Annotated in this window: 24 protein-coding genes; 16 read left to right on the top strand and 8 right to left on the bottom strand. The window is 46.6% G+C overall.

The annotated features are described in order from the left end of the window. Position 1: 1 nt before the first annotated feature. The 5 genes from MKY23_RS15680 to MKY23_RS15660 all read left to right on the top strand — a co-directional run bounded on the left by MKY23_RS15680 (position 2) and on the right by MKY23_RS15660 (position 4,024). Entirely contained in the window at positions 2-709 is a 708-nt protein-coding gene (locus MKY23_RS15680) for a metal ABC transporter ATP-binding protein (RefSeq protein WP_154959282.1), read from the top strand. After that, positions 655-1,530, top strand: coding sequence for a metal ABC transporter permease (locus MKY23_RS15675; RefSeq protein ID WP_154985595.1), 876 nt, complete (start codon positions 655-657; stop codon positions 1,528-1,530). The genes MKY23_RS15680 and MKY23_RS15675 overlap by 55 nt, the downstream gene beginning before the upstream one ends. A gap of 23 nt (positions 1,531-1,553) precedes the next feature. Then, complete coding sequence (locus MKY23_RS15670; RefSeq protein ID WP_339830686.1) at positions 1,554-2,627, top strand: metal ABC transporter substrate-binding protein; 1,074 nt, start codon at positions 1,554-1,556, stop codon at positions 2,625-2,627. 153 nt (positions 2,628-2,780) lie between these two features. Beyond that, a complete protein-coding gene (locus tag MKY23_RS15665) occupies positions 2,781-3,275 on the top strand; it encodes a hypothetical protein (RefSeq protein WP_312027632.1) in 495 nt (164 codons plus the stop codon). A 41-nt stretch (positions 3,276-3,316) separates the two neighbouring features. After that, the gene (locus tag MKY23_RS15660; protein ID WP_154985598.1) at positions 3,317-4,024 is read left to right on the top strand and encodes a M50 family metallopeptidase; all 708 of its coding nucleotides are present in this window, start codon (positions 3,317-3,319) and stop codon (positions 4,022-4,024) included. Between the two features lie 151 nt (positions 4,025-4,175). Here the strand turns inward: MKY23_RS15660 and MKY23_RS15655 are convergent, their stop codons facing one another. The 5 genes from MKY23_RS15655 to MKY23_RS15635 form a co-directional block, all read right to left on the bottom strand. After that, positions 4,176-4,547 (bottom strand): DUF4363 family protein, encoded by a 372-nt coding sequence (locus tag MKY23_RS15655; protein WP_251504114.1) that lies wholly within the window; start codon positions 4,545-4,547, stop codon positions 4,176-4,178. Positions 4,548-4,616: 69 nt separating this feature from the next. Beyond that, a complete protein-coding gene (locus tag MKY23_RS15650; protein WP_251504117.1) occupies positions 4,617-5,345 on the bottom strand; it encodes a DUF421 domain-containing protein in 729 nt (242 codons plus the stop codon). A 170-nt stretch (positions 5,346-5,515) separates the two neighbouring features. Further along, complete coding sequence (locus MKY23_RS15645; protein WP_090916437.1) at positions 5,516-6,391, bottom strand: SDR family oxidoreductase; 876 nt, start codon at positions 6,389-6,391, stop codon at positions 5,516-5,518. Then, positions 6,388-7,455: a mannonate dehydratase gene (uxuA, locus tag MKY23_RS15640; protein WP_090916435.1), complete on the bottom strand. Its 1,068-nt coding sequence runs from the start codon at positions 7,453-7,455 to the stop codon at positions 6,388-6,390. The genes MKY23_RS15645 and uxuA overlap by 4 nt, the downstream gene beginning before the upstream one ends. 69 nt (positions 7,456-7,524) lie before the next feature. Next, positions 7,525-8,190 (bottom strand): GntR family transcriptional regulator, encoded by a 666-nt coding sequence (locus tag MKY23_RS15635; protein ID WP_244159225.1) that lies wholly within the window; start codon positions 8,188-8,190, stop codon positions 7,525-7,527. 483 nt (positions 8,191-8,673) lie between these two features. Here MKY23_RS15635 and MKY23_RS15630 point away from each other — a divergent pair, with 483 nt between their 5' ends. Further along, positions 8,674-8,976 (top strand): metalloregulator ArsR/SmtB family transcription factor, encoded by a 303-nt coding sequence (locus MKY23_RS15630; RefSeq protein ID WP_090916431.1) that lies wholly within the window; start codon positions 8,674-8,676, stop codon positions 8,974-8,976. Positions 8,977-9,123: 147 nt separating this feature from the next. Further along, positions 9,124-10,524: an aldehyde dehydrogenase gene (locus MKY23_RS15625; RefSeq protein ID WP_221789516.1), complete on the top strand. Its 1,401-nt coding sequence runs from the start codon at positions 9,124-9,126 to the stop codon at positions 10,522-10,524. A gap of 45 nt (positions 10,525-10,569) precedes the next feature. Here MKY23_RS15625 and MKY23_RS15620 read toward each other — a convergent pair whose 3' ends face one another. After that, complete coding sequence (locus MKY23_RS15620) at positions 10,570-11,481, bottom strand: AraC family transcriptional regulator (protein WP_221789519.1); 912 nt, start codon at positions 11,479-11,481, stop codon at positions 10,570-10,572. A 222-nt stretch (positions 11,482-11,703) separates the two neighbouring features. Here MKY23_RS15620 and MKY23_RS15615 point away from each other — a divergent pair, with 222 nt between their 5' ends. From MKY23_RS15615 to MKY23_RS15575, 9 genes are all read left to right on the top strand, one after another. Further along, positions 11,704-13,884, top strand: a complete 2,181-nt coding sequence (locus MKY23_RS15615) for a glycoside hydrolase family 52 protein (protein ID WP_221789520.1) — start codon at positions 11,704-11,706, stop codon at positions 13,882-13,884. Then, a complete protein-coding gene (locus MKY23_RS15610) occupies positions 13,881-16,034 on the top strand; it encodes an alpha-glucuronidase family glycosyl hydrolase (RefSeq protein ID WP_339830674.1) in 2,154 nt (717 codons plus the stop codon). The genes MKY23_RS15615 and MKY23_RS15610 overlap by 4 nt, the downstream gene beginning before the upstream one ends. Before the next feature lie 86 nt (positions 16,035-16,120). Further along, a complete protein-coding gene (locus MKY23_RS15605; protein WP_339830672.1) occupies positions 16,121-17,194 on the top strand; it encodes an NAD(P)-dependent alcohol dehydrogenase in 1,074 nt (357 codons plus the stop codon). A gap of 203 nt (positions 17,195-17,397) precedes the next feature. Then, complete coding sequence (locus tag MKY23_RS15600; RefSeq protein ID WP_244159217.1) at positions 17,398-17,664, top strand: HPr family phosphocarrier protein; 267 nt, start codon at positions 17,398-17,400, stop codon at positions 17,662-17,664. A 144-nt stretch (positions 17,665-17,808) separates the two neighbouring features. After that, a complete protein-coding gene (locus tag MKY23_RS15595) occupies positions 17,809-18,060 on the top strand; it encodes a type B 50S ribosomal protein L31 (protein WP_090916418.1) in 252 nt (83 codons plus the stop codon). A gap of 181 nt (positions 18,061-18,241) precedes the next feature. Further along, positions 18,242-18,550 carry a Dabb family protein gene (locus MKY23_RS15590; RefSeq protein WP_339830667.1) on the top strand — a complete coding sequence of 103 codons (309 nt, stop codon included), beginning with the start codon at positions 18,242-18,244 and terminating at the stop codon, positions 18,548-18,550. A 149-nt stretch (positions 18,551-18,699) separates the two neighbouring features. Continuing rightward, positions 18,700-19,461: an SDR family oxidoreductase gene (locus MKY23_RS15585; protein WP_339830665.1), complete on the top strand. Its 762-nt coding sequence runs from the start codon at positions 18,700-18,702 to the stop codon at positions 19,459-19,461. Positions 19,462-19,693: 232 nt separating this feature from the next. Further along, a complete protein-coding gene (gene poxB, locus MKY23_RS15580) occupies positions 19,694-21,421 on the top strand; it encodes a ubiquinone-dependent pyruvate dehydrogenase (RefSeq protein WP_339830663.1) in 1,728 nt (575 codons plus the stop codon). A 235-nt stretch (positions 21,422-21,656) separates the two neighbouring features. Beyond that, positions 21,657-22,412, top strand: coding sequence for a glucose 1-dehydrogenase (locus tag MKY23_RS15575; RefSeq protein WP_339830661.1), 756 nt, complete (start codon positions 21,657-21,659; stop codon positions 22,410-22,412). A gap of 196 nt (positions 22,413-22,608) precedes the next feature. Here the strand turns inward: MKY23_RS15575 and MKY23_RS15570 are convergent, their stop codons facing one another. Together MKY23_RS15570 and MKY23_RS15565 are read right to left on the bottom strand one after the other, a co-directional pair. Then, a complete protein-coding gene (locus tag MKY23_RS15570; RefSeq protein ID WP_339830659.1) occupies positions 22,609-22,974 on the bottom strand; it encodes a ribosomal protein L7/L12 in 366 nt (121 codons plus the stop codon). Further along, positions 22,971-24,188 (bottom strand): cytochrome P450, encoded by a 1,218-nt coding sequence (locus MKY23_RS15565; protein WP_221789535.1) that lies wholly within the window; start codon positions 24,186-24,188, stop codon positions 22,971-22,973. Before MKY23_RS15565 ends, MKY23_RS15570 begins: the two co-directional genes overlap by 4 nt. Positions 24,189-24,296: the final 108 nt, after the last annotated feature.

Genomic DNA, 24,296 nt, shown 5'->3' with positions numbered 1-24,296 from the left:
CATGATTTTATCTTCCATGCGTGATGTCGTATTTGGATATGGTAAAGAGCCCGTCATTGATCATCTGTCGCTGGATATTCATGTGGGCGAATTTGTCGGCATCACGGGGCCGAATGGCTCTGCGAAGACAACCATGCTGAAACTGTTGCTGGGGCTCTTGAAGCCCTGGAGCGGTTCGGTACATATGAATACACAGCAGCTTCGAGGCAAAAAGCTGGAGATCGGTTACGTACCTCAGCAAGTAGCCTCGTTTAATAGTGGTTTTCCCAGTACAGTCATCGAACTGGTGCGATCCGGTTGTTATCACAAATTAGGTCTTTTTCGGCGATTCACTTCGGACAAAGAAGCGATTGTCGAACGAAGCCTGCGTGAGGTCGGCATGTGGGAATACCGCAACGCACGTGTAGGAGAGCTTTCGGGCGGACAGAAGCAGCGAATCTGTATCGCACGAGCCCTGGCTGGACAGCCGCAAGTGCTTGTGCTGGATGAGCCCACCACCGGGATGGATCGGCGAAGTAGAGAAGGGTTCTATGAATTGATGCGTCACTATGCAGATGTTCATGGTCTCACCATCATTATGGTCACACACGGTCTCGAAGAAGTGGGTAACCGGCTGGATCGAACGATCACCTTGGAGAGACAAGAAAGTGAGGAATGGCAGTGTTTGAGTACGAATTCATGCAACGTGCTTTCTGGGCTGGAGGACTAATTGGAATCATTGCACCTATTCTGGGTGTATATCTGATGCTTAGAAGGCAGGTACTTATGGCGGATACACTTTCTCACGTTTCGCTCGCAGGGGTTGCCTTGGGTTCCGTTATGAACCTGAATCCGGTTCTAAGCGGTTTCGCTGTGGCGATCATTGGTGCTCTCCTGGTTGAACAGCTGCGAAGAAGCTATCGGACGTACAGTGAGGTGCCGGTTGCGATCATTATGACCTCTGGCCTGGCTCTGGCTGTGGTGTTAATGAGTCTGAAAATGAATCTGTCCAAAACCTTCAGTTCTTATCTGTTTGGTTCCATCGTCGCGGTGAGTAATATCCAGCTGTGGATGATGGCAGCGGTAAGTTTGATTGGATTGACCTTTTTTTTCGTTTTGCGAAGACCGTTGTACAATTTGACATTTGATGAAGAGACCGCCTCCATTGGAGGCGTACAGGTGAAAGGTTTATCATTTGCCTTTGCGATACTAACCGGAATGACCGTGGCCTCTGCGATGCCGATTGTCGGTGTACTGCTCGTATCTGCACTTATTGTATTGCCGGCAGCATTAGCTTTGAGGGTTGCACGCAGTTTTGCCGCAGCCATTGTTATTTCTATCGTTACAGGATTGATGGGCATTTTTAGCGGGCTCACCGCTTCGTATCAATGGAATACACCTCCGGGAGGAACCATTGCACTCATCCTGTTACTTTTCCTGTTGACTGGAATATCAGCCCAAAAGCTGATTTCACTATACAATCGTAAACGTCATCGCGCCGTTAAGCAGCAGACAGCAACATTATATATTCATTCAAAAAGCAACACATAAAGATGAAATGGGGAATTCAGACTATGAAATTGGGCAAAACTTCAGCGCTGGGAATTATCTTCAGTTTGGCAATTGTTGCAACAGGTTGCGGCCAAAAAACAACAACCTCCAATCCGGATCAAGCTGCTGCAGCTAGTACTACAGCGGCTTCGGAGCAAAAATTAAATGTAGAGGTCAGCTTTTATCCGATGTATGATTTTACGAAAAATGTAGCGGGCGATCTGGCTGATGTACATACGCTTATTCCGCCAGCCATGGAGCCGCATGATTGGGAACCAACGCCTCAGGACATCGCGAGCATTGAAAAAGCAGATGTTCTCGTCTACAACGGGGCAGGCATGGAGTCCTGGATGGATCAGGTCAAAGACAGCCTAAGCAATAGCAAACTTGTACAGGTGGAAGCCAGTCAAGGGATTAGCATTCGTGAAGGTGGAGAAGAAGAGGAACATGACCACGACCATGCGGACAAAGCAACAACCACTGAAGAACATGATCACGCAGATGACGCCTCTGCGAAGGAAGGTCACGAGCATGACGCCGCAACAGGTGAAGAGCATGACCACGACCATGGCGGGCTTGATCCTCACGTGTGGCTGTCACCAGCGCTCGCTATAAAGGAAGTACGAAACATTGAAGCTGGACTTGCCAAAGCCGCACCTCAACATACAGATCAGTTCAAGCAAAACGCCGATGAATATATCGCCAAGCTGGAAGCACTGGATCGGGACTTCAGAGCGGCTGTGAAGGGCAGCAAACGGAAGGACTTTATTACACAGCACGCGGCTTTTGCATATCTGGCAGCTGAATATGGATTGCAGCAGGTTCCCATTGCCGGGTTGTCTCCTGAACAGGAACCATCCGCAGCACAGATGGCATCTGTCATTGATTTTGCCAAGGAACACAAAGTAAAAACGATCTTTTTCGAAACACTCGTTTCATCTAAAGTATCGGAAACCATTGCTCAGGAGATTGGAGCCAAAACAGCCGTGTTAAATCCTATTGAAGGTCTAACCGAGGATGAGGTCAAGGCAGGCAAAGACTACATCAGTGTGATGAGAGAGAATCTGGAAGCGCTGAAGCTGGCATTGAACGAATAGGAACTTCATTTGATGCTTTACACCGAAAAAGGTACAATATAACAACATGCTGAGGAATGAACGTGACCTATTCCTTTGCCTTTTGCGAAGCAGAGAGCACAGTGATGTGCTCTCTTTCGTTTGAGACGATTGGATATGCAGACCAGGAGGAACATGATGAACGTACATGAAGAATTTGAGGAACAGGAAGTGCTGCTCAGTGAACAGCCTGTACATCTGTGGAGAAGACGGAAACAGGAACTGTTGCACTGGACCGAACGGGACAAACGAACCGTGTCTCCCAAACGGACGGTGATATGGAACGGGGTAGAGGTCGACGCAGAGCTGGTTCGCTCCCTGAGCCTGCTCCATGAAGCAGGGGTGCAGACCGAGTTTTCATGTGCCGGGGTTAGTCCGCTGGATGAGCCTGTCGATCATTCACTATATGCGTATGTAACGCTTATCCAGAGCAAAGCCGCCGAACAGTTCGTGAACGATGCCATTTTGCGGATGCGAAATCGACTTTTGGTGACTTTTGAGAAAGGGCGTGGTCGATATGATCTATCTTCTTTTTTCATTGGGCACAATCGCAGCTTTTGCTGGTGGATGGAGCAATGCGCGCTTGACTTCAAAAGACGAAACGAAGCAGGGAAGCCTGACGTACTATAATGGATAGGCTCGCTAGTTGAAGGCAAGGAGGTATGAACAGATTGAACAAGTGGCTCAAAACGATCCTTTTTCTAATGGCCTCTGTATTTCTGACCCGATTCATCCCGTTCTCATCCTTGTTCCGTAATCTCGATACGATGATTCATGAATTCGCTCATGCGCTGATGACACTGGTTTTGTCCGGTAAAGTGTTACGCATTGAATTATACGCGGATCATAGCGGTGTCACGTATTCATCTATGTTGACATCGGGGAGAGCGATATTTGTTTCGCTGGCAGGATACATTGGTGCATCGCTTTTTGCATGGCTTCTGTTTTACTTGTACCGCAAAGGGCGGCACATGTGGGGCTTGGGAGTTATGACGGCTGTGGCACTTGTGTCGCTGGTGTTATATGTCAGAGGTGAATTCGGAATGTTGTGGTTGACCGGGTTTATCGCGTTGAATGTAGTTATTATGATTTTTGGTGTGAAAATCGCGAAGTACTACTATCTGCTACTGGCCTTTATTACGCTCGAAGAGTCTGTCGTCAGTGCGATGTATATCGGTTGGGCATCTTGGACCCGTCCATCTCAGGCCGGAGATGCGGCCAATCTGGCGCAACAGACGTTCATGCCAGCTCTGTTCTGGGGTACGCTGTTTGCATTGTTTGCGCTATGGTGTGCAAAGGGAGCTCTTGCACTTTTCTTCCGAAAAGAAGGAACGGTAAGTCCCTCGAAGTCGAAATCCCGTGGATTAAACAGAGCATAGAACGTAATGTAGATAGGGCGACGGTCTGAAGGATGAAACAAAGAACACTTCCTTTTTCTGAAAAGGAGGTGTTTTTATATTGTTTTTTTGTTTTGTATCACTCAGCATAATTTGCGAGTTAGTAGCAGCTCCCTTTGGATCGTGCGTAGTGTTAGTCCCCGAGGTTATCCCATAAGGCATAAAAATAATAAATTTCCTCCATAATCGCTTGATCATCCTGCGCCGCAATACCGCCCTGGATTCGTGCGAGTGCGCCCAGAATATCATAAATGCTCTCACGCTCCACGCTGAATTGAATGCGGTTGACGATCCGATGCCAAGCTTGCATGGCATACTCGACCTGATCTTTGGCTTGAGTCCACTGCTTGTCCAGAACCTGCTTCTCCAGCTTCTGGATGGATTCCAGTAAGCGATCTTGCGTGCCAAAAGGTTTTTTGAGCCAAGGGCCGCTAATCATGATCACGATGAACAGCAAAAGCATGATAATGGGGATCGTATAGAGCAGCCATTTATGCTTTTTCATTTCCGAACCTCCCGGGACAAGTTTGGTCAGATTGTTTTTATGAGTTCAGATATACTAGATTCATTCAGATCAGTTACGTTTTTTTTCCTCATCCGTGCTGGTCATGTCTGATAACCGATCCTTATACAAATCGATATATAACTTGTCATTCGGTAAAATGGCAGCAAATGCAATGTCCTGAATCGTCAGGTTTTGTTTTTTCAATTGTTCGGTTAACCAGCTGCTGTCCTTATTCCGTTCCGCCAGTTTTTCTTTCATTAATACACCGTCGATAATAAGCTCGGTCATGAGTTTCTGGGATGGTGGGTGCATGTGCATATCCTTTGCGGTTACGGGCTGATTCTCCGGTTTCAAAGCAATGGATAAGGTGCCATCCGGCTCTAAAATGCCATAATCGACCGTGGTCAGGTCAAATACATCCTTTTGCCGTAGCATCATGGTGAGTTCGTCGAACTTCACGCGCATTTGATTCAGATTTTGTTCCAGAATTTTTCCATTCTGAATGACCAGGGTGGGATCGGAGTCCATAATTTGGGAGAAGGCTCGGCTTTTCAGCGTAATGTATTGAAAAATGATGGTGATCAAGGTGAAGATGGTTAACGCTACAAAATGAATCCACGCTTTGGATGACAAATCCGTGGCAAACGTACCGGCAATGGAGCCAATCGTAATGCCGTTAATATAATCAAAATAGGTCAGGTTGCCCATTTGTTGTTTTCCCAGAACCCTCGTATAGACAATTAAGGTGAGAAAAGCGATAATCGCTCGCACAGCAACGACCGTAGTTTCCTCCATCATATATGCATCACCACCCTTTACACCCTCAATCCTTGCCCACAACGATGCAATTTATTCCTTATCACTTGAGGATCAAATCAACGTCAAAAAAACCGAAGCCCGTGAGCATATCACGAGGTTCGGTTGGATTGTGAATCTGTTTCAGACAATCGATGTATCCAAAAAGAAGACTACACCCCGGAATAAGCCATGAATCCGCCGTCTACAGGCACAACAATACCCGTTACAAAGCCGGACTGATGCTCATCTGCCAGCCACATTAACGTACCGAGCAGATCCTCCGGTTTACCAAAACGGCGCATTGGGGTATGCGCAATAATTTTGCTGGAACGCTCCGTAGGTGAGCCGTCTGGCTGTAAGAGCAAGTTGCGGTTCTGCTCGGTCAGGAAGAAGCCTGGAGCAATCGCATTGACTCGAATCCCCGACTCTGCCAGATGCACAGCGAGCCATTGTGTAAAATTGTTAATAGCCGCCTTGGCAGCGCTATACGCAGGTACTTTGGTCATAGGAGATGGGGCGCTCATGGACGATATATTAATGACCGTAGCCGGTACATCGCGCTCAATCATGTGTTTGGCAAAAATTTGAGTAGGGATGAGGGAGCCGACAAAGTTCAGATCCATGACCTGCCGAAACCCCTCTACACTTACATCAAAAAAGGTGGTCACATCAGGATTACCCAAATCCTCCGGTTTAAAAATTTCATTTGTTGTGTTGGCACTGGCGTTATTGCCACCAGCACCATTAATCAATATGTCACAAGGGCCGAGTTGCTCACGAACAATATCTGCCGCCGCCTGTACACTTTCGGCTTGGGTGACATCACATGCAACGGCAATGGCACGGCCACCTGCTTTTTCAATTGCGGATGCAACGTCTTGACCTTTGGATACCGTCCGGTTCAGGATGGCCACCTTGGCGCCGTGTCTTGCGAGTTCTTCAGCCATGGAGCGGCATAATACGCCTGCCCCTCCGGTAATCACGGCTGTTTTACCTTGAAGGCGAGAAGTACGCTCCAGATTCAGGTTCGAATGGTGTTCGCTCATGCGTTTGCCCTCCTTTGTAGTGAATCCCAGACACCCCAGAGATACATAATTCCGAGTGCACGATCATATAGTCCATAGCCTGGTCTACATTCTTCTCCCCACAGATGTCGACCGTGGTCCGGTCTGGCGTATCCTTCAAAACCAATATCGTGATAGGCTTCTACAACACCCGCGATATCTACGCTTCCGTCCTGACTGCGGTGAGAGGTTTCGATAAAGTCACCATTCTCATAGACCTTCACATTCCGGATGTGAGCAAACGGAATCCGATCACTGAACTCATGAATCATACCGATGATATCATTGTCTGGATTGGCACCGAGAGATCCGCTACACAGCGTTACACTATTCGACGGACTATCATATAGATTCAGGTATCTGCGAACATTGTCCTGATTGATTATAATTTTAGGCAGACCAAAGATCGGCCATGGCGGGTCATCGGGATGAATCGCCATTCGAATGCCAAGCCGCTCGGCGGTAGGAATGATCTCTTGCAGGAAGTAACGTGCGTTCTCCCACATATCGTCCTCGGTCACATCTTTATAGGCTTCAAACAAACCAGTCAGATACTGTAGTCTTTCCGGTTCCCATCCTGGCATCGTGAGGGTGGAGTTTTCATTGATTTTGCGAACCAGTTCCAGTGGTTCAATGTTTTCAATTTTGCTAGCTTCATAGAAGAGGGCTGTTGATCCGTCCTCCATTTCTTTGTGCAGATCCGTACGCAACCAATCGAAGATCGGCATAAAATTATAACAGATCACTTTGACACCCACTTGGGCAAGTTTCTCCATGGTTTTAATGTAGTTGCTAATATATTTATCCCGTGAAGGCAGTCCAAGCTTGATATCTTCATGAATATTAACACTTTCTACGACATCCAGATGTAGTCCGGCTTGGTCCGCAGCTGTCTTGACAGCAAGTATTTTGTCCATCGGCCATTCTTCGCCTGCAGGAACATCATGCAGTGCCCATACAATGCCTTCGACGCCCGGAATTTGCCGGATCTGATCCAGCGATACCGTATCATTGCCTTCGCCAAACCAGCGAAAAACCATCTTCATCTCATTCACCTCATCCTCATTAGTGGAAGAAACAACATGTATTACGATGTGCAAGCAGGAATTCTGTACTTATTGGAAATAGGAAGGATATGTACTCCGCAGAACAGCCAGATCCGTCACTGTTAGATACAAATGTTCCTGCATCAGACGTTCTGCTTTCTCTGCATCATGCTGCTGAATCGCCTGAACCATGGATCGGTGCTGCTCGATTAAGTGATCCCAATGATGATCGGAAGACAGACGGAGCATCCGGCTTCGATTCAAATGCACATTCATCTGCTGAATCACCGTCCAGGTGTTGCTTTTGTTACAGCCAGCAAAAAGAGTGCTATGGAACTCCTCATCCAGTTGAAACATGCGTTCATCATCCGGTTCGCTCAGGCATTGCTGCTGCTCTGCAAGATTGTGTTCAAGGGCCAACATCTGCTCTTCTGGAAATTGTGCACAAGCTAGACGGATGACAGCTCGCTCCAGCTGCTCGCGCATAAATCGGGCTTCTTCGACGAGATCCAGTTGAATCAGAGAGACATAGGTTCCACGCTGGGGATACACTTCCAGCAGACCTTCCTGAGCGAGTCGGACAAAACTTTCTCGCACAGGAGTCCGGCTAACCTGAAAGTCCAGGGCGATTTCTTTCTCCGAAATGGCCGTACCCGGAGGCAACTGCAGACTCAAAATCTGTTGTTTCAGCGTGTCATAGACCAAATCTCGCGTCGAGTAGGATTGCTTGTTCAACGCCGAGAGGTGGCCTGACAAGGGCGATAAACCGGCTTTGGATGATAATCTGGGGGTATATTCCACAACTTCAACTCCTTCATTGCCATACTACCATACAAGTATGGCAGGATGGAAGCGTTTTATTTATAAAAGTTTGATGTTCTGAGCTGTTTTTCTTGAAATTTGAGATATAAGGAAGTACAATTCAATTTATAGGTTTAAATGTTTAAATGTTTAAACGAATGAAAGTAATAAAGTTCGTAGAATGATAGTTAATAGATAAGTTGAACTATTCTTTTACACAATAACGGAGAGGACAGAAAAAAACTGAAAAAGCGGAGCGTTCGCCTTTATCACCGGATTTTCCCCTTTGGAGAAGGGAATCCAAAAAATCTGGGGATAACAGCGATTGGAAGGTTATTCTGTCATCGGAGTGGGCCGTGTAAAATCTTTAGTTCAACTTATATAGATAGAATGCAGAAAGATAATCGAGGTGTAAATATGGGTCAGAAGGCCATAACCATTTTCCAAACATGTATCCCGCTGTTTCAAGTTCTGAGTGACAACCATCGCCAATCGATTTTGCTCATGCTGAGTGAAAAAGGCCATATGACAGTGAATGAGATTACGGAACATTCCAGCCTGTCCCGTCCAGCGATATCCCACCATTTGAAGTTGCTGCTGGAGAAAGGGCTCATTTCCGTGGAACAGAAGGGAACACAGCGTTATTATTCAGCTTCGCTGCATGCGTCCGTCGATCTGCTTAAACAGCTTGTAGCTGCGCTTGAAGAGGAATGCCTATAAATGAGTAGCTGATTCAGCGCTCGATTAATCTACAGTTAGATTGCACAACAACAAGAAAAGGCTTAACATGCTACGGCATGTAACCTATATGTTCGTCAGTTTAAACCTTTCATCAATAAATTCATTCAACGAAGGAGGATGACTGTTATGACTACGTTTCAAGAATTAACACACGAAGATGTACACGTCATTCTGGAGAAACAACGTACATTTTTCCGTTCCGGTGCCACGAGACCAGCGGAAGTTCGAATAGAGCGTTTAAGACGTTTAAAACAGGCCATTCAGAAACATGAATCCGGATTGACCGAGGCACTCTATCAAGACTTGGGGAAAAGTGAATTTGAGTCGTATACGACAGAGATTGGATTTATGCTCGACAGCATTACACACACGATGCGTAAAATCAAAAAGTGGGTGAAGCCTGTTAAGGTTAGGACACAAGTGGCTCTCCTTGGCTCCAAAAGTTTTATCCTTCCTGAACCGTATGGTGCGGTGCTCATTATTGGGCCGTTCAATTATCCTTTTCAGCTCCTTATCGAACCTCTGGTTGGTGCGATTGCCGCGGGCAACACGGCGGTGCTCAAAGCTTCTGAGAACACGCCGGCTGTATCAGCTGTTATTAAGGAATTGATCGCTGAAGTATTTGAGCCGGAATATGTGCAAGTGGTCGAAGGAGCCAAAGACACAACAACAGCGCTTATCCATGCGTCGTTCGACTATATCTTTTTTACAGGCAGTGTACCCGTTGGTAAAATCGTGATGGAGGCCGCAGCGAAAAACCTTGTTCCCGTCACGCTCGAACTAGGCGGGAAAAGCCCTGTTATCGTGGATGAGAAGGCAGACATTCAAGTAGCAGCCGAGCGGATTATTTGGGGCAAATTGCTCAACACGGGACAGACCTGTATCGCCCCGGATTACCTGCTCGTACATGAGCGTGTAAAACAGCCTTTAATTGATGCGATGAAAGCTGCGATTGTAAACTTCTTTGGAACGGACATTCAGCGCAACAAGGACTATGGGCGCATCGTGAACAAGTCACACTTTAAACGTTTGACTGCTCTGATTGAACGAGATCGGGATCAAGTTATCTATGGAGGGACTTCCGATGAAGAGGATCGCTTTATTGAACCGACCTTAATTGACGCGGAATCGTGGAATGCAGCTACGATGGAAGACGAGATTTTTGGGCCGATTTTGCCAATTATCAGTTATAGTCATTTAGATGAAGCTATTAGTAATATTGTTAAACGCCCAAAGCCGTTAGCCTTGTACCTGTTCACATCCGATTCAGCTGTTCAGGATAAAGTGTTAAACGAGGTTTCTTTTGGCGGAGGATGCATTAACGATACGATTACACATGTGGCCAATCCACGGCTACCGTTTGGAGGAGTAGGTCATTCTGGTATTGGCTCCTACCATGGAGGGTACAGCTTCGAGACCTTTTCACATATGAAAAGTGTTTTGAAAAAGAGTACCAAGCTTAATCCGCATATGCTGTACCCGCCTTACAATAACAAATTGAATCTGATCAAACGTTTGCTGAAATAACGATATGTAACATAACCATCAGATAAAACAGCCTGCTGCTGGACATTACTCCAGAGCAGGCTGTTCCTGTCTATATTGTGAAGGGGACTTCCCCGACCACCGTTTGAATTGACGGCTAAAATGGGCGATATCCTTATATCCAAGCATCACTGCGATATTTTGTACAGAGAGCTGCGGATTACCTAGTAAAACTTTGGCCTCGTGCAGCACCATTTGGGATAGAACGGTACGGGGGGACTGCCCGAATATTTGTTTGAACACACGATTGCAATGCGAAGTACTGATGCCGAGTTCTGCGGCGATATCATCGATCCCATAGTGGCTGTCGGATTCATCGCCTTGTTTGAATTGCTGGCTCATTAGTCCTTGGAGCCGAGTACGAATCTGATGCGCCAGTTCAATCCGTTCGTACCCACCCGCAAACGTCTGGACTGCTTCCTGAGACACAGTCTCCCAGAGGTGACCAAACAGCTCAAATACCGCGGATTGCAGTTGCATGCGCTGTACCATAGCACTGGGGGATTGATCGTGGGCAGAGGACATGAGCTTGTGCAGCACAGGTTCAATCTGCTGGGTAACCGGGCTGTCTGCTCCGAATAATACTTGCTTGATTCGTGCCAGAAGAGAGAGAAACAGCTGATCATCAATATCAAAATGCATACAGAAGTAGGTGAAGCCTTGTCCGCTTCGGCTCTGGCTGGAATGAATGCTTCCCGGAGGGATCAGCAGGAGCTCGCCAGCGTTTTGTACATATAAATTACCGTTTATGGTCATATACTGCACACCCTCTGTTACATAATTGAGCTCATATTGAGGATGCTCGTGCGCCGGATAGTCCCAATCGGGTCCGACACTGCGCAGATGAATGGCGAACAAGTTAACGGTGGTTTGCACATCTGGGAAAAACACTTCATGCACACTTTCTCCCAGATCGGGAGGTAAATACGTGGAAGACATTTGAATTCCTCCTTATGTTGGGTCATGTTACACTAGGTTATGTACATATTTAAAACGAATTTATTAAAATTTTAAAAGTGTAACCGCTTTATATTTTATCATATTTCAGCTTGATTTGGGTAAATATCCGATTGATTTGTTCATGGTCTGGACGGACACTGCGTGATAGGATGGGGCTAATGAAAACGCATGCATATCTTATTCCGAGAGAGGTTATGAAGAATGAGTACATCCAATTCTATTTTTTACAATGCTCATCACGCACCAATCGGTGCATTTGCCAGTTTCACGCTAGGTTACAAAGGGGCTAAAGGTGGGCTGGGGCTTGAACTTGGGAAGCCGGCTGACCAAAACGTATATATAGGATTACAAGCTTGTGATGGAGAGCATTATCAGGCATTGCCTTTTTATGAAGCGAGTGAAGATGAGAGCAGCCGTTATGATGTGGAGAAGCTGGACAGTGGAAGTCAGTCTGACGGTGCGGGGGCAAAACCGTTGATCTCTGCGTTTCGGGATGAAGACATTACTCGGGAGTTCACTTCGGGGACAGATACATGGAATGCAGGAGATCTTGAATTCCGTATTTATTCGCCTGTACGTCCCGTTCCGCATCCGAAGAGTGCAGATCGTGAAGCGCTGATGGATGCACTCGTACCCGCAGTGTTGGTCGAGATGACCATTGACAACAGCCAAGGCGAGAAAACCCGTAAAGGGTACTTCGGTTATCAAGGTAGTGATCCGTATTCTGCGATGCGTTTAATTGGTGGACCAGAGGGAGGACCATTGACAGGGGTTGGACAAGGGCGTCTGACAGCTATTGTGTCGAAAAATGAAGGTCTGTGGCCTGCACGCGGATTTACGCTGGAGAAAATTTTAGAGGAAAAACATCGTGACAATCTGGCATTTGGCTTAGGATCTACCTCCGTATTGCTGATGGAAGTTCCGGCAGGCCAGAAACGCACGTTCCAATTCGCGGTATGTTTCTATCGGGGAGGAATTGTAACTACCGGTATGGACACCACATATTGGTACACACGTTACTTTGCTGACATTCTGCAAGCAGGTGAGTATGCACTCGATCGTTTTGATGCATTGACTGCATCCTGTGCCGAAGTAGATCGGCGACTTGGAACGGCAGCGCTTAGCGAAGATCAGTCCTATATGCTTGCCCATTCCATCCACAGCTACTATGCGAGCACCCAACTGCTCGATGCAGATGGCGAGCCGCTCTGGATTGTGAATGAAGGCGAATATCGGATGATGAATACGCTGGATCTGACCGCAGATCAGCTGTACTTCGAGCTTGCTCTTAATCCATGGACTGTTCGTAATGAGCTGGAGTGGTTTGTGAAGCGTTATAGTTATACGGATCAGGTTCGCTTCCCTGGAGAAGAGACACTTCATCCGGGCGGCATTACGTTTACACATGATATCGGAATCGCCAATGTATTTTCCCGTCCGGGTCATTCGGCGTATGAACTCGTTGGCATCGATGATTGTTTCTCACAGATGAGCCATGAAGAGCTTGTCAACTGGCTTTGCTGCGCAACGGTATATATTGAGCAGACGCAAGATCGGGAGTTTGTGACTGAGATGTTGCCGGTTATTCAGGAATGCTTCCAAAGTATGCTTAACCGTGACCATCCAGAAGAAGATCAACGTAATGGCTTAATGGGACTGGATAGCAGCCGTACACAAGGAGGGGCAGAGATTACCACGTACGACAGTTTGGACGTATCCCTTGGACAATCGCGGAACAATATCTATCTTGCGGGTAAATGCTGGGCTGTCTATGTTGCACTCGAAAAGTTGTTTGCAGCCGAGAAGCTCGCAGAGCTGTCTCATCAGGCAGGAAAACAAGCAGATCGCTGCGCGGCAAGCGTCGCTGCTCAATTGACTGATGGAGGTTACATCCCGGCGGTTATTGCGGAAAATAACGATTCGCGTATCATTCCGGCGATTGAAGGTCTGGTATTCCCGTATTTTACAGGTTGTGAAGCGGCACTCGATGTTAACGGCCGGTTCGGACCCTATATCAAGGCACTACACACGCATCTAAAAACGGTGCTAGTTCCAGGAATATGCCTGTTTGAAGATGGTGGCTGGAAGCTATCTTCGACAAGCAACAACTCCTGGTTGAGCAAAATCTATTTGTCCCAATTTATCACACGTGAGATTCTGGGTGTGGAGTGGGATGAGACTGGGAAAGCAGCGGATGCAACTCATGTGAAATGGTTGCTTCATCCGAAGGAATCCTACTGGTGCTGGAGTGACCAGATCTTATCCGGTGTTGCTGTCGGCAGCAAATATTATCCACGTGGCGTAACTTCTATACTGTGGTTGCTTGAAGGCAAAAATAATCGTCTTGCACAGATCTATGCAAGCAAGGAGGCTGTACAATGAGTCAAACTACCGTACAATCTGGACTGTCCGGCCCGCAATATGAAGCATGGCTAGGTTATCATGTTGCACTACCAGAAGCGAAAGGGTCTACGAGAACGAGAACGGCAGCTCCTCTCTGGAGCCGGCATATTGATGTACAGGAACAGCATCTGGTCATCGACACCGCTCTTACCGAGCTCAAGCAAGGGCTCGGTAAGTTATACGGTGAACAGCCTGTCATTCGCCATTCTCAGACCCAAAGCACGGATTCAGACGGACAACGTAAACCTTCAATCCGATTGGGCACCTGGGCAGGGAACAATCAGGTGACAAGTGCGTTTACGCAGGCGGAACGTGCTACTGTACAGGGTGAGGGTTTTATCATTCGTGAAGATGAGTCTCTCCAGGAACTGGTTATTGGTTCAGAGACGCCGCAAGGTGTTTTATACGCTGTTTTTCATTTGTTGCGTGAGCTGACACTAAAGCAAGGTAAGTCAGAAGAGGCCGGTTCGGCTCTTGACGGGGAGAAGCCTTTATTTATTACAGAGCAACCCGTGAATCAACTCCGCATGATTAATCAGTGGGATAATGTGGACGGCAGTATTGAGCGGGGATATGCCGGGCGTTCTATTTTTTACGAAAACGGTGAGTTCACGCAGGATTTAGGGCGGATTCGAGACTACGCCCGATTACTGGCTTCAACCGGAATCAATGCGATATCGATTAATAACGTGAATGTGCATAAGCAAGAGAGTCTGTTTCTGACAGAGCGATACCTTGGTGATGTTGCGAAGGTAGCGGCTGAATTCAGAGCGTATGGTATTCGCTTGTTTCTTTGTGCCAATTACGCCAGTCCAATCGAAGTTGGTGGCTTGCGGACGGCTGATCCACTGGATGAACAGGTACGTGAGTGGTGGAACATTCAAACGGGGAAGGTGTACGCTGCGATTCCGGATTTTGGCGGATATGTGATCAAGGCCGATTCTGAAAATCGTCCGGGGCCGTTCACATACAATCGTGACCATGCAGACGGTGCAAACATGCTTGCAGAAGCCCTTCGTCCGTTTGGCGGACTTGTCATCTGGCGGTGCTTCGTATACGACTGCAAGCAGGACTGGCGCGATCGTACTACAGATCGGGCTCGCGCGGCTTATGATCACTTTAAACCGCTAGACGGACGGTTTGCAGACAATGTCATTTTGCAGATTAAAAATGGACCTATGGATTTTCAGGTTAGAGAAGCAGTATCCCCTTTATTCGGGGCGATGGAGAATACGAATCAAGTGATCGAATTCCAGATTACGCAAGAATATACAGGACAACAGCGTCATCTGGCTTATCTTGTGCCACAGTGGAAGGAAATTCTGGATTTTGACACGTATGCCAAGGGCAAAGGCTCAGAGATCAAGCGCATTGCAGACGGTTCGCTCTATCAGCGCCAGTACAGTGGATTTGCGGCTGTATCCAACATCGGTGCGGATGCAAGTTGGACAGGACATCCGCTGGCTCAAGCGAATTTGTACGGATATGGCAGACTGGGGTGGAACCCTGAGCTCTCGGCAGAAGCTATCGCAGATGAATGGGTGAGATTAACGTTTGGACATGATGAGCAAGTGGTGCAGCGGATTACGGGCATGTTGCTGTCTTCACTCGACATCTATGAAAATTATACTGCACCTCTAGGTGTAGGCTGGATGGTAAATCCAGATCATCATTATGGACCTAATGTGGATGGTTACGAGTATTCCAAATGGGGAACGTATCACTTTGCCGACTGTCATGGAATTGGGGTCGATCGGACGGTGAAGAGTGGTACAGGTTATACTTCCCAATATCATGCTGAAAATGAAGCTCGGTATGAATCACTGGAGACTTGTCCCGATGAGTTAATTCTCTTTTTCCATCACGTCCCGTACACGCATGTGTTACATTCCGGTAAAACGGTTATCCAACACATCTACGATACTCATTTCGAAGGTGCTGCTCAGGCTGAAGCTTTACTCGAAACATGGAGAGAGCTGGAAGGTAAAGTGGATCCAGTCATCTTTAACAAGGTAGCTGCGCTACAGGAGGAACAGGCAGATCACGCGAAGGAATGGCGCGATATGATTAACACGTATTTTTATCGCAAGAGCGGAATTCAGGATGAGCAAGCTCGAAAAATCTACTAATTAATCATGCATGAAATAAACATGTACGAAAGTACGCAATGTTTTCTTTGAAACGAGAGACAGCACTGACATGCATAAGGAGGAGAATGCGTATGAGTGAACACGAACTGCCCGTAACGATGAAGGCTGCAGTCATGACGAAGCCTGGACATATTATCATTGAGGATCAACCTGTTCCCAGACCTTCAGCTCATGAAGTGCTTATTAAGGTAATGGCCGTAGGCGTTTGTGGATCTGATGTACACTATTTTGAGCATGGTCGCATTGGCAGATTTGTTGTGGAGAAACCGATTATTCTTGGCCATGAATGTGCCGGGATTATCGTTGCGGTTGGTACGGACGTTGCCCGAGTGAAGGTGGGGGAGCGAGTTGCCATTGAACCTGGAGTGACTTGCGGCCGCTGTACAGCTTGTAAGGAAGGACGTTACAATCTGTGTCCTGAAGTTCAATTCCTGGCAACCCCTCCGGTCGATGGAGCATTTGTGCAATACATGGTCATACGAGAAGATATGGTATTTCCTATCCCGGATCACCTAACCTTTGAGGAAGCAGCCATGAATGAACCGTTTTCCGTTGGTATTCATGCGGCTCGCAGGAGTAAACTGGCTCCAGGAACGACACTGGCTATTATGGGCATGGGCCCCGTTGGACTGATGGCTGTTGCGGCAGCGAAATCCTTCGGAGTAGAGAGCATAATTGTCACGGATCTAGAAGAAGTCCGGCTTGAGGCCGCGCGCCGGATGGGAGCAACGCACACCATCAATGTGCGTCATGAGGATGCGCTTGCTGTGATTCGGGAAATTACCGAGGGCATCGGAGTGGATACAGCCTGGGAGACGGCAGGTAATCCCAAAGCACTGCAGTCGGCGCTATATTCTCTTCGCAGAGGTGGTAAGCTGGCCATTGTTGGATTGCCCGCCCAGGATGAGATTGCAATCAATGTCCCGTTTATCGCCGATAATGAAGTAGATATCTATGGCATATTCCGTTATGCCAATACGTATCCTGCGGGGGTCGCCTTTTTAAGTTCGGGACAGCATGATGTGATGTCTTTGATCACGGATCGATACCCCCTTGAAGAGACGCAACAGGCAATGGAGAGGGCGCTGCATAACAAAAGCGGTAGTCTTAAAGTGATGGTTTACCCGAACGGTATGTAATAAGAAAGAGTGTGGGTTCTGTACACATATGTGTACAGGACCTTTTTTTAATTGTAACGGGAGTAGTCGTAATTTTTTTGTTTTTTCCGCATGAAAGGCATGGACAACCTGCCAGCACATGGTATAATTCATGTTGATTTTAATATATAAATGAAAACACATGATTACAGGTACTCATATTTTGGCGAAAGGAATTGAAAGTTGTGAGAACACATGAATTTATGATTCACGCGGATTTCCATCGGGATGAGTTACTGTCGGTATCCTCTCAAGCGTCACGTTTTGCTTCGGACATATCATTGTCTTATACGGAGGCTGATCATGAACATCGTGTAGATGTAAAGAGCCTGCTAGGCATGGCATTACTTCCGCTTCGAAACGGCAGTATGGTTCGATTACAGACCAGAGGAAGGGATGAACTCGAGGCGCTCGAGTACATATTGCATGTACTGGAAAAAGGCCCGGCGTAATGATGGATTTAGATACCCACTCGCATGGATTATAATTTTTTTGTCTTTTCGTCAATTCTTGCTGGTACTTCGTGCAAAAAAAGAGTATAATAAAATTTAGTTTGATTCTAGGAAGTACCCATATTAAAGGAGTGTAAATAGATTATGCCAAAAGTTGACATCCATCCTAAAACACAGCTCGTTATTTTCTACGATGCAAGTGCTGACTTCAAATTCCTGGCTTCTTCCACGAAGTTCTCGAACGAAACAATGGAATGGGAAGACGGTAACACTTACCCTGTTATCCGTGTAGATACTAGCTCTGCATCCCACCCGTTCTTCACTGGTAAACAAAGAAACGTGGATATCGGTGGACGTGTTGACAAGTTCAACCGCAAATACAACCTCAAAAATTAGTTCTCTTATAGATGAGGAGCAACCCCTGGAATGTTATTCCGGGGGTTTTTGTTTTTGGTTGTGTTTTCTTAGTTTCTTGTATGAGTGCTTATCGGTTCAATTCAACCAAATATTGCGCTTTCAGCGCATTCAGTTGTAAACTAGAGTACAGAGTCTGAACATAGTGGAGGAGGAAACAGAGATGAGCAGAATTACACATATGGTGACATTTACACTTTATGCAGGTAAAGATACAGCGGAGTCCGAAGTTTTTTTGAACGAAAGTAAGGAAGCGCTTGCGGAAATTCCAGGTGTTGAACATTTCCAAGTCCTACGCCAAGTGAGTGCAAAAAATGAGTTTGATTACGGTTTTTCCATGGAGTTTGCAGATCAGGCTTCTTATGACGCCTATAATGACAATCCCGTACACCGACAGTATGTTGCAGAGCGCTGGGAGAAGGAAGTCAGCCGTTTTCAGGAAATTGATTTTATGAAACACAATGGCGAGTAGAGATCCAAAAGTAACGTTGGAAATGGACTGAGAGTCAAGAAAATCCCCAAAGGAAGTCTTGATATCCGAAAATGCAGGCGGCACGAGTATTCGAAATTCACTTTTCGAAATCGTTTTAGAGTAGAACGGATAAGGAGGTGACTCAGGTCATGAAATTGGATTTAACCGGGAAAACGGCATTAGTTACGGGTGCAACGGGGCAATTGGGAAGAGTGATTGCTCGTACACTCGCAGCTTGCGGCGCGGATCTGGCATTGCATTACATAAACAACGAAATGAAGGCCAAAGAACTGCAGGACGAGATCGAAGCAATGGGTCGTCAGGCCGTTATCGTACAAGGTGACATGACTAAACAGGATACCGCATTTCAGATGCGAGATGCGATCCAAAAAAAGCTGGGTAATGTAGATATTGTCGTTGCGAATGCAGTCATTCAATACGAATGGACTTCCGTTCTGGAGCAAGCACCCGAGGATTACTTGAGCCAGTTCGAATCATGTGTCATGCAGAGTGTATATCTTGCCAAAGCTTTCATTCCGCAGATGCAGGAAATGAGGTCCGGTCGCTTCATTGGGATTAACACTGAATGTGCGATGCAAAATTTTGCCCATCAATCGGCCTATACCGCAGGAAAACGCGGAATGGACGGTGTATATCGTGTGTTAGCGAAGGAAGTTGGCGAATATCAGATTACGGTTAACCAAGTAGCTCCGGGGTGGACAATTAGTGAACGCGATCGAACAAGCGAACCAGGACATGACGAGGCTTATACTCGATCTGTACCATTGAGACGCAGAGGAGAAGATCAGGAGATTGCAAACGTCGTTGCTTTCCTGGCATCCGATTTGTCCTCATATATCACTGGAGCGTATATCCCTGTAAGCGGTGGAAATGTTATGCCAGCCATTTGATTAACTATGCTCTTAGGAGTAGATATCGTGTGAAAAACAAGAGTGATCCGTTTGCCTTTCAAGGTAAACGGATTTTTTGAGTTTTCTCCAGATGTTAACGCAGATTGTGTTTATATACTTGGAATGACATATGCTTTTGATTCGTTTTTCAAAATATTGGGGTATAAGAATAGGTATATTCAAGGGATGGAAACCTAATTAAAGTATTGTTATAAAGGAGTGACCAAGCATCATGAAAAAAACGATAGCAGACGTCCTTGTCGAAGCCTTATTAAATGCGGGAATTCACCGGATATACGGCATTGTTGGAGACTCGTTGAATGCGGTCCTCGACTCCATCCGCAAGTCGGGCAAAATTGAATGGATTCATGTAAGACATGAAGAAGTGGCGGCTTTTGCAGCGGGTGCAGATGCCCAAGTAAGTGGGAGCATTGCCGTATGTGCAGGTAGCAGCGGCCCGGGGAATATGCATCTGATTAACGGACTTTATGATTGCCATCGAAACCGTGTACCGGTTCTGGCCATTGCTGCTCACATTCCAAGTGACGAGATTGGCAGTGAATATTTTCAGGCGACTCATCCGGAGTATTTGTTCCAGGAATGCAGTCATTATTGTGAAGTGATCACGACAGCCAAGCAGATGCCTCGTTCGCTCACAATGGCGATGCAGACAGCAGTAGCACGTTCCGGTGTGTCTGTCATTGTGCTTCCAGGCGATGTTGCCGGACTTGAAGCGGCTGATTTGCCTGTTCCCGAGCATGTATACCACGCACCGCATCCGGTTGTACATCCTTCTGAACCCGAACTCGCCAAGCTGGCGGAGTACTTGAATCAGGACAAAAAAATTACACTTCTATGCGGGGCAGGATGTGCGGGGGCTCGTGAACCACTGCTGGAGCTTTGTGATCGATTGAAATCCCCTATGGTTATTGCGCTTCGAGGGAAAGAGTACTTAGAATACGACAATCCTTATTCAGTAGGGCTGACAGGCTTAATCGGATATTCATCGGGATACCATGCCATGATGGACTGTGACGTGCTCCTTATGCTTGGAACGGATTTCCCGTACCGTCAGTTTTTCCCGGAAGATGCTACGGTGCTACAAGTGGATATTCAAACCTCGCATTTGGGGCGGCGAACCAAGCTGGATTACGGATTGTGCGGTGATATCAAGGCGACGATTGAAGCGTTGCTTCCATACCTCACGGCTGAACATAGTGACAAACATCTGCGTAAAAGTGTAAAGCATTATACGAAAGTACGGGAGGATTTGGACGAGCTTGCGGTGGGCAAACCAGGCAAAAAGCCTATTCATCCGCAATATTTGACCAAAGTGATCAGTGATGCGGCTGCGGAAAATGCAATCTTCACTTGTGATGTGGGTACACCCACGGTGTGGGCAGCACGTTATATTCAGATGAGCCGTAACCGCAGATTGCTCGGTTCATTCAATCACGGAACGATGGCCAATGCACTGCCTCAGGCCATTGGTGCTCAGGTCGCTGATCCTGGAAGGCAGGTCATCTCAATGTCCGGAGATGGGGGATTAGCGATGCTTATGGGAGATCTGCTCACGCTGAAGCAGCATAACCTTCCAGTCAAAGTGGTTGTGTTTAACAATGGTGCACTCAGCTTTGTAGAGCTGGAGATGAAAGCTGCCGGTTTCCTCGAATCGGGGACAGAGCTTGTGAATCCAAACTTCGCGATGGTGGCACAAGCAATGGGCATTGAAGGTATACGTGTAGAAGATCCTGCCGAGCTTCAGGGAGCCATAGATCGCGCGTTGCAACACAATGGCCCGGTATTGATCGACGCTGTTGTGAATCGCCAGGAGCTGTCCCTGCCACCGAAAATTAATATAAAACAAGCGGAAGGATTCACGTTATGGATGATGAAAGCCGTTCTGAATGGCCGTGGCGATGAATTAATTGAGCTTGCGAAAACGAACTTGCTTCGGTAAGCAATAGGTAGATTGCATGTGCAGGAGCGAGTTAAACTTGAAGACTGTAGCGCAGCTGAATTTTCTCGAAATAATATGGGTAGTTATGATTTAGTTTGTTTTTAAATCAATTGTTGATTAAAATAGGTAAAGTCAGGAAGGAGTCATGTCCTTGCTGACCTACATAGCTCATCCATATAAGGCCGAGGAATGAATAGGTACGATCACAAATGACACATAATCGGAGGAGATCATCATGAGTCACGCAGGAAAAGTAGCCATCATTACGGGAGCAGGAAGTGGATTAGGTCAAGCCGCAGCACTGAAACTAGCGGAGCAGGGAGCTTCCATCGTTGTCGTAGATTTGGTGGAAAAGACAGGTCTTGAAACGGTGAAGCAGATTGAACAGCTGGGAAGCAAGGCAATTTTTGTTCAGGCCGATGTAAGTAAAGCTGCTGAGGTAGAGAATTATGTGAAAAGGACGATCGAAGAGTTCGGCCGGATTGATATGTTTTTCAACAATGCGGGTATTGCCGGCCCAGGGATCAAATTAATCGAACATACCATTGAGCAGTTTGACCAGATTATTGATATTAATTTAAGAAGTGTATTTTACGGACTAAAATATGTTATTACGGAAATGCTCAAAACGGGTGGAGGTTCCATTGTGAATACAGCTTCTACCGCTGGAATTGTGGGTGTTCCGGCAGTTGCTCCGTATGCGGCGACCAAACACGGTGTTGTTGGTTTGACGCGCACAGCAGCAATTGAATATGGCAAGGAGAACATTCGCGTGAACGCGATTGCTCCAGGGACGATTGAGACACCTATGGTTGTTCAATTCGGTAAAGATAATCCGGAGGTTTTCCAAGCTACAGTAGATAGCATTCCATCCGGACGTCTCGGCAAGCCGGAAGAAATCGCTAATCTGGTTTCTTTCCTGCTCGGAAACGATGCACCGTACATCAACGGAGCTGTATATCCAATCGATGGTGCGGTAACTGCTCAGTAAGAACTCAGGAGCACTGTTATTTCTCATGTTTATGAATTCGCAAGTTTATAAAAAAGAGTACGAAAAAGAGGAACTGTATGCGTTAATCCGCTCAGTTCCTCTTTCATTTTGAGGTGATACAATTCAGCCCTTTTAGTTCACGATGTTTAGTATAATCTTACCCTCATATAAAAGATCGCTTTGGTCAAATGTGCCCCTATCGATCTAATGCTTCAACATAATCTTTCGCTTCTTTTAAAGAAAGACTTCGGGCTTCACGCAGTTTTTTAATGGCCTGAATTTTGTTTCCGCGACGTACCATCGCAAGCAATTCCTGATCCAAATCCGTATTCATATCGAATCCGCTTTGAGGAAAAAAGTCTGTGCTTGTAGATGAAGAAAAGGATGAAGCATTTTGGACAGAAGAAGCGTTGATAGCAAAACGATTTGCATCGACAGACGAACCGTTTTGAAGTCGCTCTACCTCTGATTTCAGTTCATCTACCTGACGTTGTAGACCACCGAGTTTGGACCACAAAATCGGAATAATCAACAGGAATACCACGAATAAGAAACTGCTCATTTCAGTAGAACCGGAATTTCCTTGACGCCGCGAACGACCATGCCCGGTCTCCATTCCAGTGTATCCACATCTTTTTGTAACTTCATGTTAGGAAAGCGATTGATCAGCGTACTCACGGCAATTTCACCTTCAAGTCGGGCCAGCGGTGCACCGAGACAGAGATGAATACCTTTGCCAAAAGCGAGATGCGCACTTTTCTCACGTGTGATATCGAATACATCCGGATCTTTGAATTGCTCTTCATCACGATTCGCTGAATCCAGCGCCACAACCACAAGTTCACCTTTGGTAATCTGCTGCCCACGAAACTCCATATCCTCTGAAGCCCAGCGTGAGGTGCTGAACTCAACTGGTCCGTTATATCTCAGCATCTCTTCAATGGCTTGATGGATCAGTTCAGGCTCCCGAATTAACAAATCTCGTTGTTCCGGATGCTCAAGCAGGGCCAGAATACCGTTTCCAATAAGATTTACAGTGGTTTCATGTCCAGCAATAATAAGTAGTGAGACCACACCAAGCAATTCTTTTTCGGTCAATTGCTCCCCGGATTCTTCGGCAATGACTAGCTGGCTGATCAGATCCTGACCGGGGTCTTTACGTACTTTGGCGAACCAATCGGTCAAATATTCGATGAACTCCCGTTCATGTTGTTGGAATAGTTCTTCATTCTTGCCGGTGGAAGCCTCAATAACGGTGTTGGACCACATGCGGAATTGATCACGATCCTCAAGCGGCACGCCGAGAATTTCACTAATCACAATAATAGGCAGCGGAAAAGCAAAGTCATCGATGAGATTCATCGTTGCTTGCGAAGGCAACTTGTCAAGCAGATCATCGGCAATGCTCTGGATATGACTTCTCATATCTGCGACAAGTTTGGGAGTGAAAGCTTTTTGTACCAACCCCCGCAAACGACGGTGATCAGGTGGATCGGAGAACAGCATATTTTTTGAAAAAATACTCTTGCCCTCTGTCCCGTATCGTTTGACTATGTCTTTGCTGAAGCGGGAATCTTTTAAAATCTGAACAGCGTCTTCATATCGAGAAATGATCCAGCCAAACTCTCCACTCGGAAACATAACTTTGAAGACGGGGTCATCTTTTCTTAATTTTTCATATACCGGATAAGGATTTTGAGTAAATGATGCTGTGAAAAAATCTGGGCTAGAGGTCTCGTTGCTCTCATTCGTCTCATTAGATTCATTTGGATTCAAATGTGTAATCTCCTCTCCTTAGCAATAAGATATGTCACTTTGTAATTATTCCATATGTAAAGGTTCGAAACCTTGTTTTGCCATGATAAAAATGCGAGCGATGCAGGA

The sequence above is a fragment of the Paenibacillus sp. FSL R7-0272 genome (genome assembly GCF_037969905.1).
In the GTDB taxonomy this organism is placed as follows: domain Bacteria; phylum Bacillota; class Bacilli; order Paenibacillales; family Paenibacillaceae; genus Paenibacillus; species Paenibacillus polysaccharolyticus.
The sequence above is the reverse complement of the archived record's forward strand: the minus strand, read 5'-3'. Positions and strand labels throughout refer to the sequence as shown.

Bases quoted from the DNA above. Each gene is read 5' to 3' on its own strand.
- MKY23_RS15680 (WP_154959282.1), top strand. From the start codon at position 2: ATGATTTTATCTTCCATGCGTGATGTCGTATTTGGATATGGTAAAGAG.
- MKY23_RS15675 (WP_154985595.1), top strand. From the start codon at position 655: ATGGCAGTGTTTGAGTACGAATTCATGCAACGTGCTTTCTGGGCTGGA.
- MKY23_RS15670 (WP_339830686.1), top strand. From the start codon at position 1,554: ATGAAATTGGGCAAAACTTCAGCGCTGGGAATTATCTTCAGTTTGGCA.
- MKY23_RS15665 (WP_312027632.1), top strand. From the start codon at position 2,781: ATGATGAACGTACATGAAGAATTTGAGGAACAGGAAGTGCTGCTCAGT.
- MKY23_RS15655 (WP_251504114.1), bottom strand. From the start codon at position 4,547: ATGAAAAAGCATAAATGGCTGCTCTATACGATCCCCATTATCATGCTT.
- MKY23_RS15650 (WP_251504117.1), bottom strand. From the start codon at position 5,345: ATGATGGAGGAAACTACGGTCGTTGCTGTGCGAGCGATTATCGCTTTT.
- MKY23_RS15645 (WP_090916437.1), bottom strand. From the start codon at position 6,391: ATGAGCGAACACCATTCGAACCTGAATCTGGAGCGTACTTCTCGCCTT.
- uxuA (WP_090916435.1), bottom strand. From the start codon at position 7,455: ATGAAGATGGTTTTTCGCTGGTTTGGCGAAGGCAATGATACGGTATCG.
- MKY23_RS15630 (WP_090916431.1), top strand. From the start codon at position 8,674: ATGGGTCAGAAGGCCATAACCATTTTCCAAACATGTATCCCGCTGTTT.
- MKY23_RS15625 (WP_221789516.1), top strand. From the start codon at position 9,124: ATGACTACGTTTCAAGAATTAACACACGAAGATGTACACGTCATTCTG.
- MKY23_RS15620 (WP_221789519.1), bottom strand. From the start codon at position 11,481: ATGTCTTCCACGTATTTACCTCCCGATCTGGGAGAAAGTGTGCATGAA.
- MKY23_RS15615 (WP_221789520.1), top strand. From the start codon at position 11,704: ATGAGTACATCCAATTCTATTTTTTACAATGCTCATCACGCACCAATC.
- MKY23_RS15610 (WP_339830674.1), top strand. From the start codon at position 13,881: ATGAGTCAAACTACCGTACAATCTGGACTGTCCGGCCCGCAATATGAA.
- MKY23_RS15605 (WP_339830672.1), top strand. From the start codon at position 16,121: ATGCGTATGAGTGAACACGAACTGCCCGTAACGATGAAGGCTGCAGTC.
- MKY23_RS15595 (WP_090916418.1), top strand. From the start codon at position 17,809: ATGCCAAAAGTTGACATCCATCCTAAAACACAGCTCGTTATTTTCTAC.
- MKY23_RS15590 (WP_339830667.1), top strand. From the start codon at position 18,242: ATGAGCAGAATTACACATATGGTGACATTTACACTTTATGCAGGTAAA.
- MKY23_RS15585 (WP_339830665.1), top strand. From the start codon at position 18,700: ATGAAATTGGATTTAACCGGGAAAACGGCATTAGTTACGGGTGCAACG.
- poxB (WP_339830663.1), top strand. From the start codon at position 19,694: ATGAAAAAAACGATAGCAGACGTCCTTGTCGAAGCCTTATTAAATGCG.
- MKY23_RS15575 (WP_339830661.1), top strand. From the start codon at position 21,657: ATGAGTCACGCAGGAAAAGTAGCCATCATTACGGGAGCAGGAAGTGGA.
- MKY23_RS15570 (WP_339830659.1), bottom strand. From the start codon at position 22,974: ATGAGCAGTTTCTTATTCGTGGTATTCCTGTTGATTATTCCGATTTTG.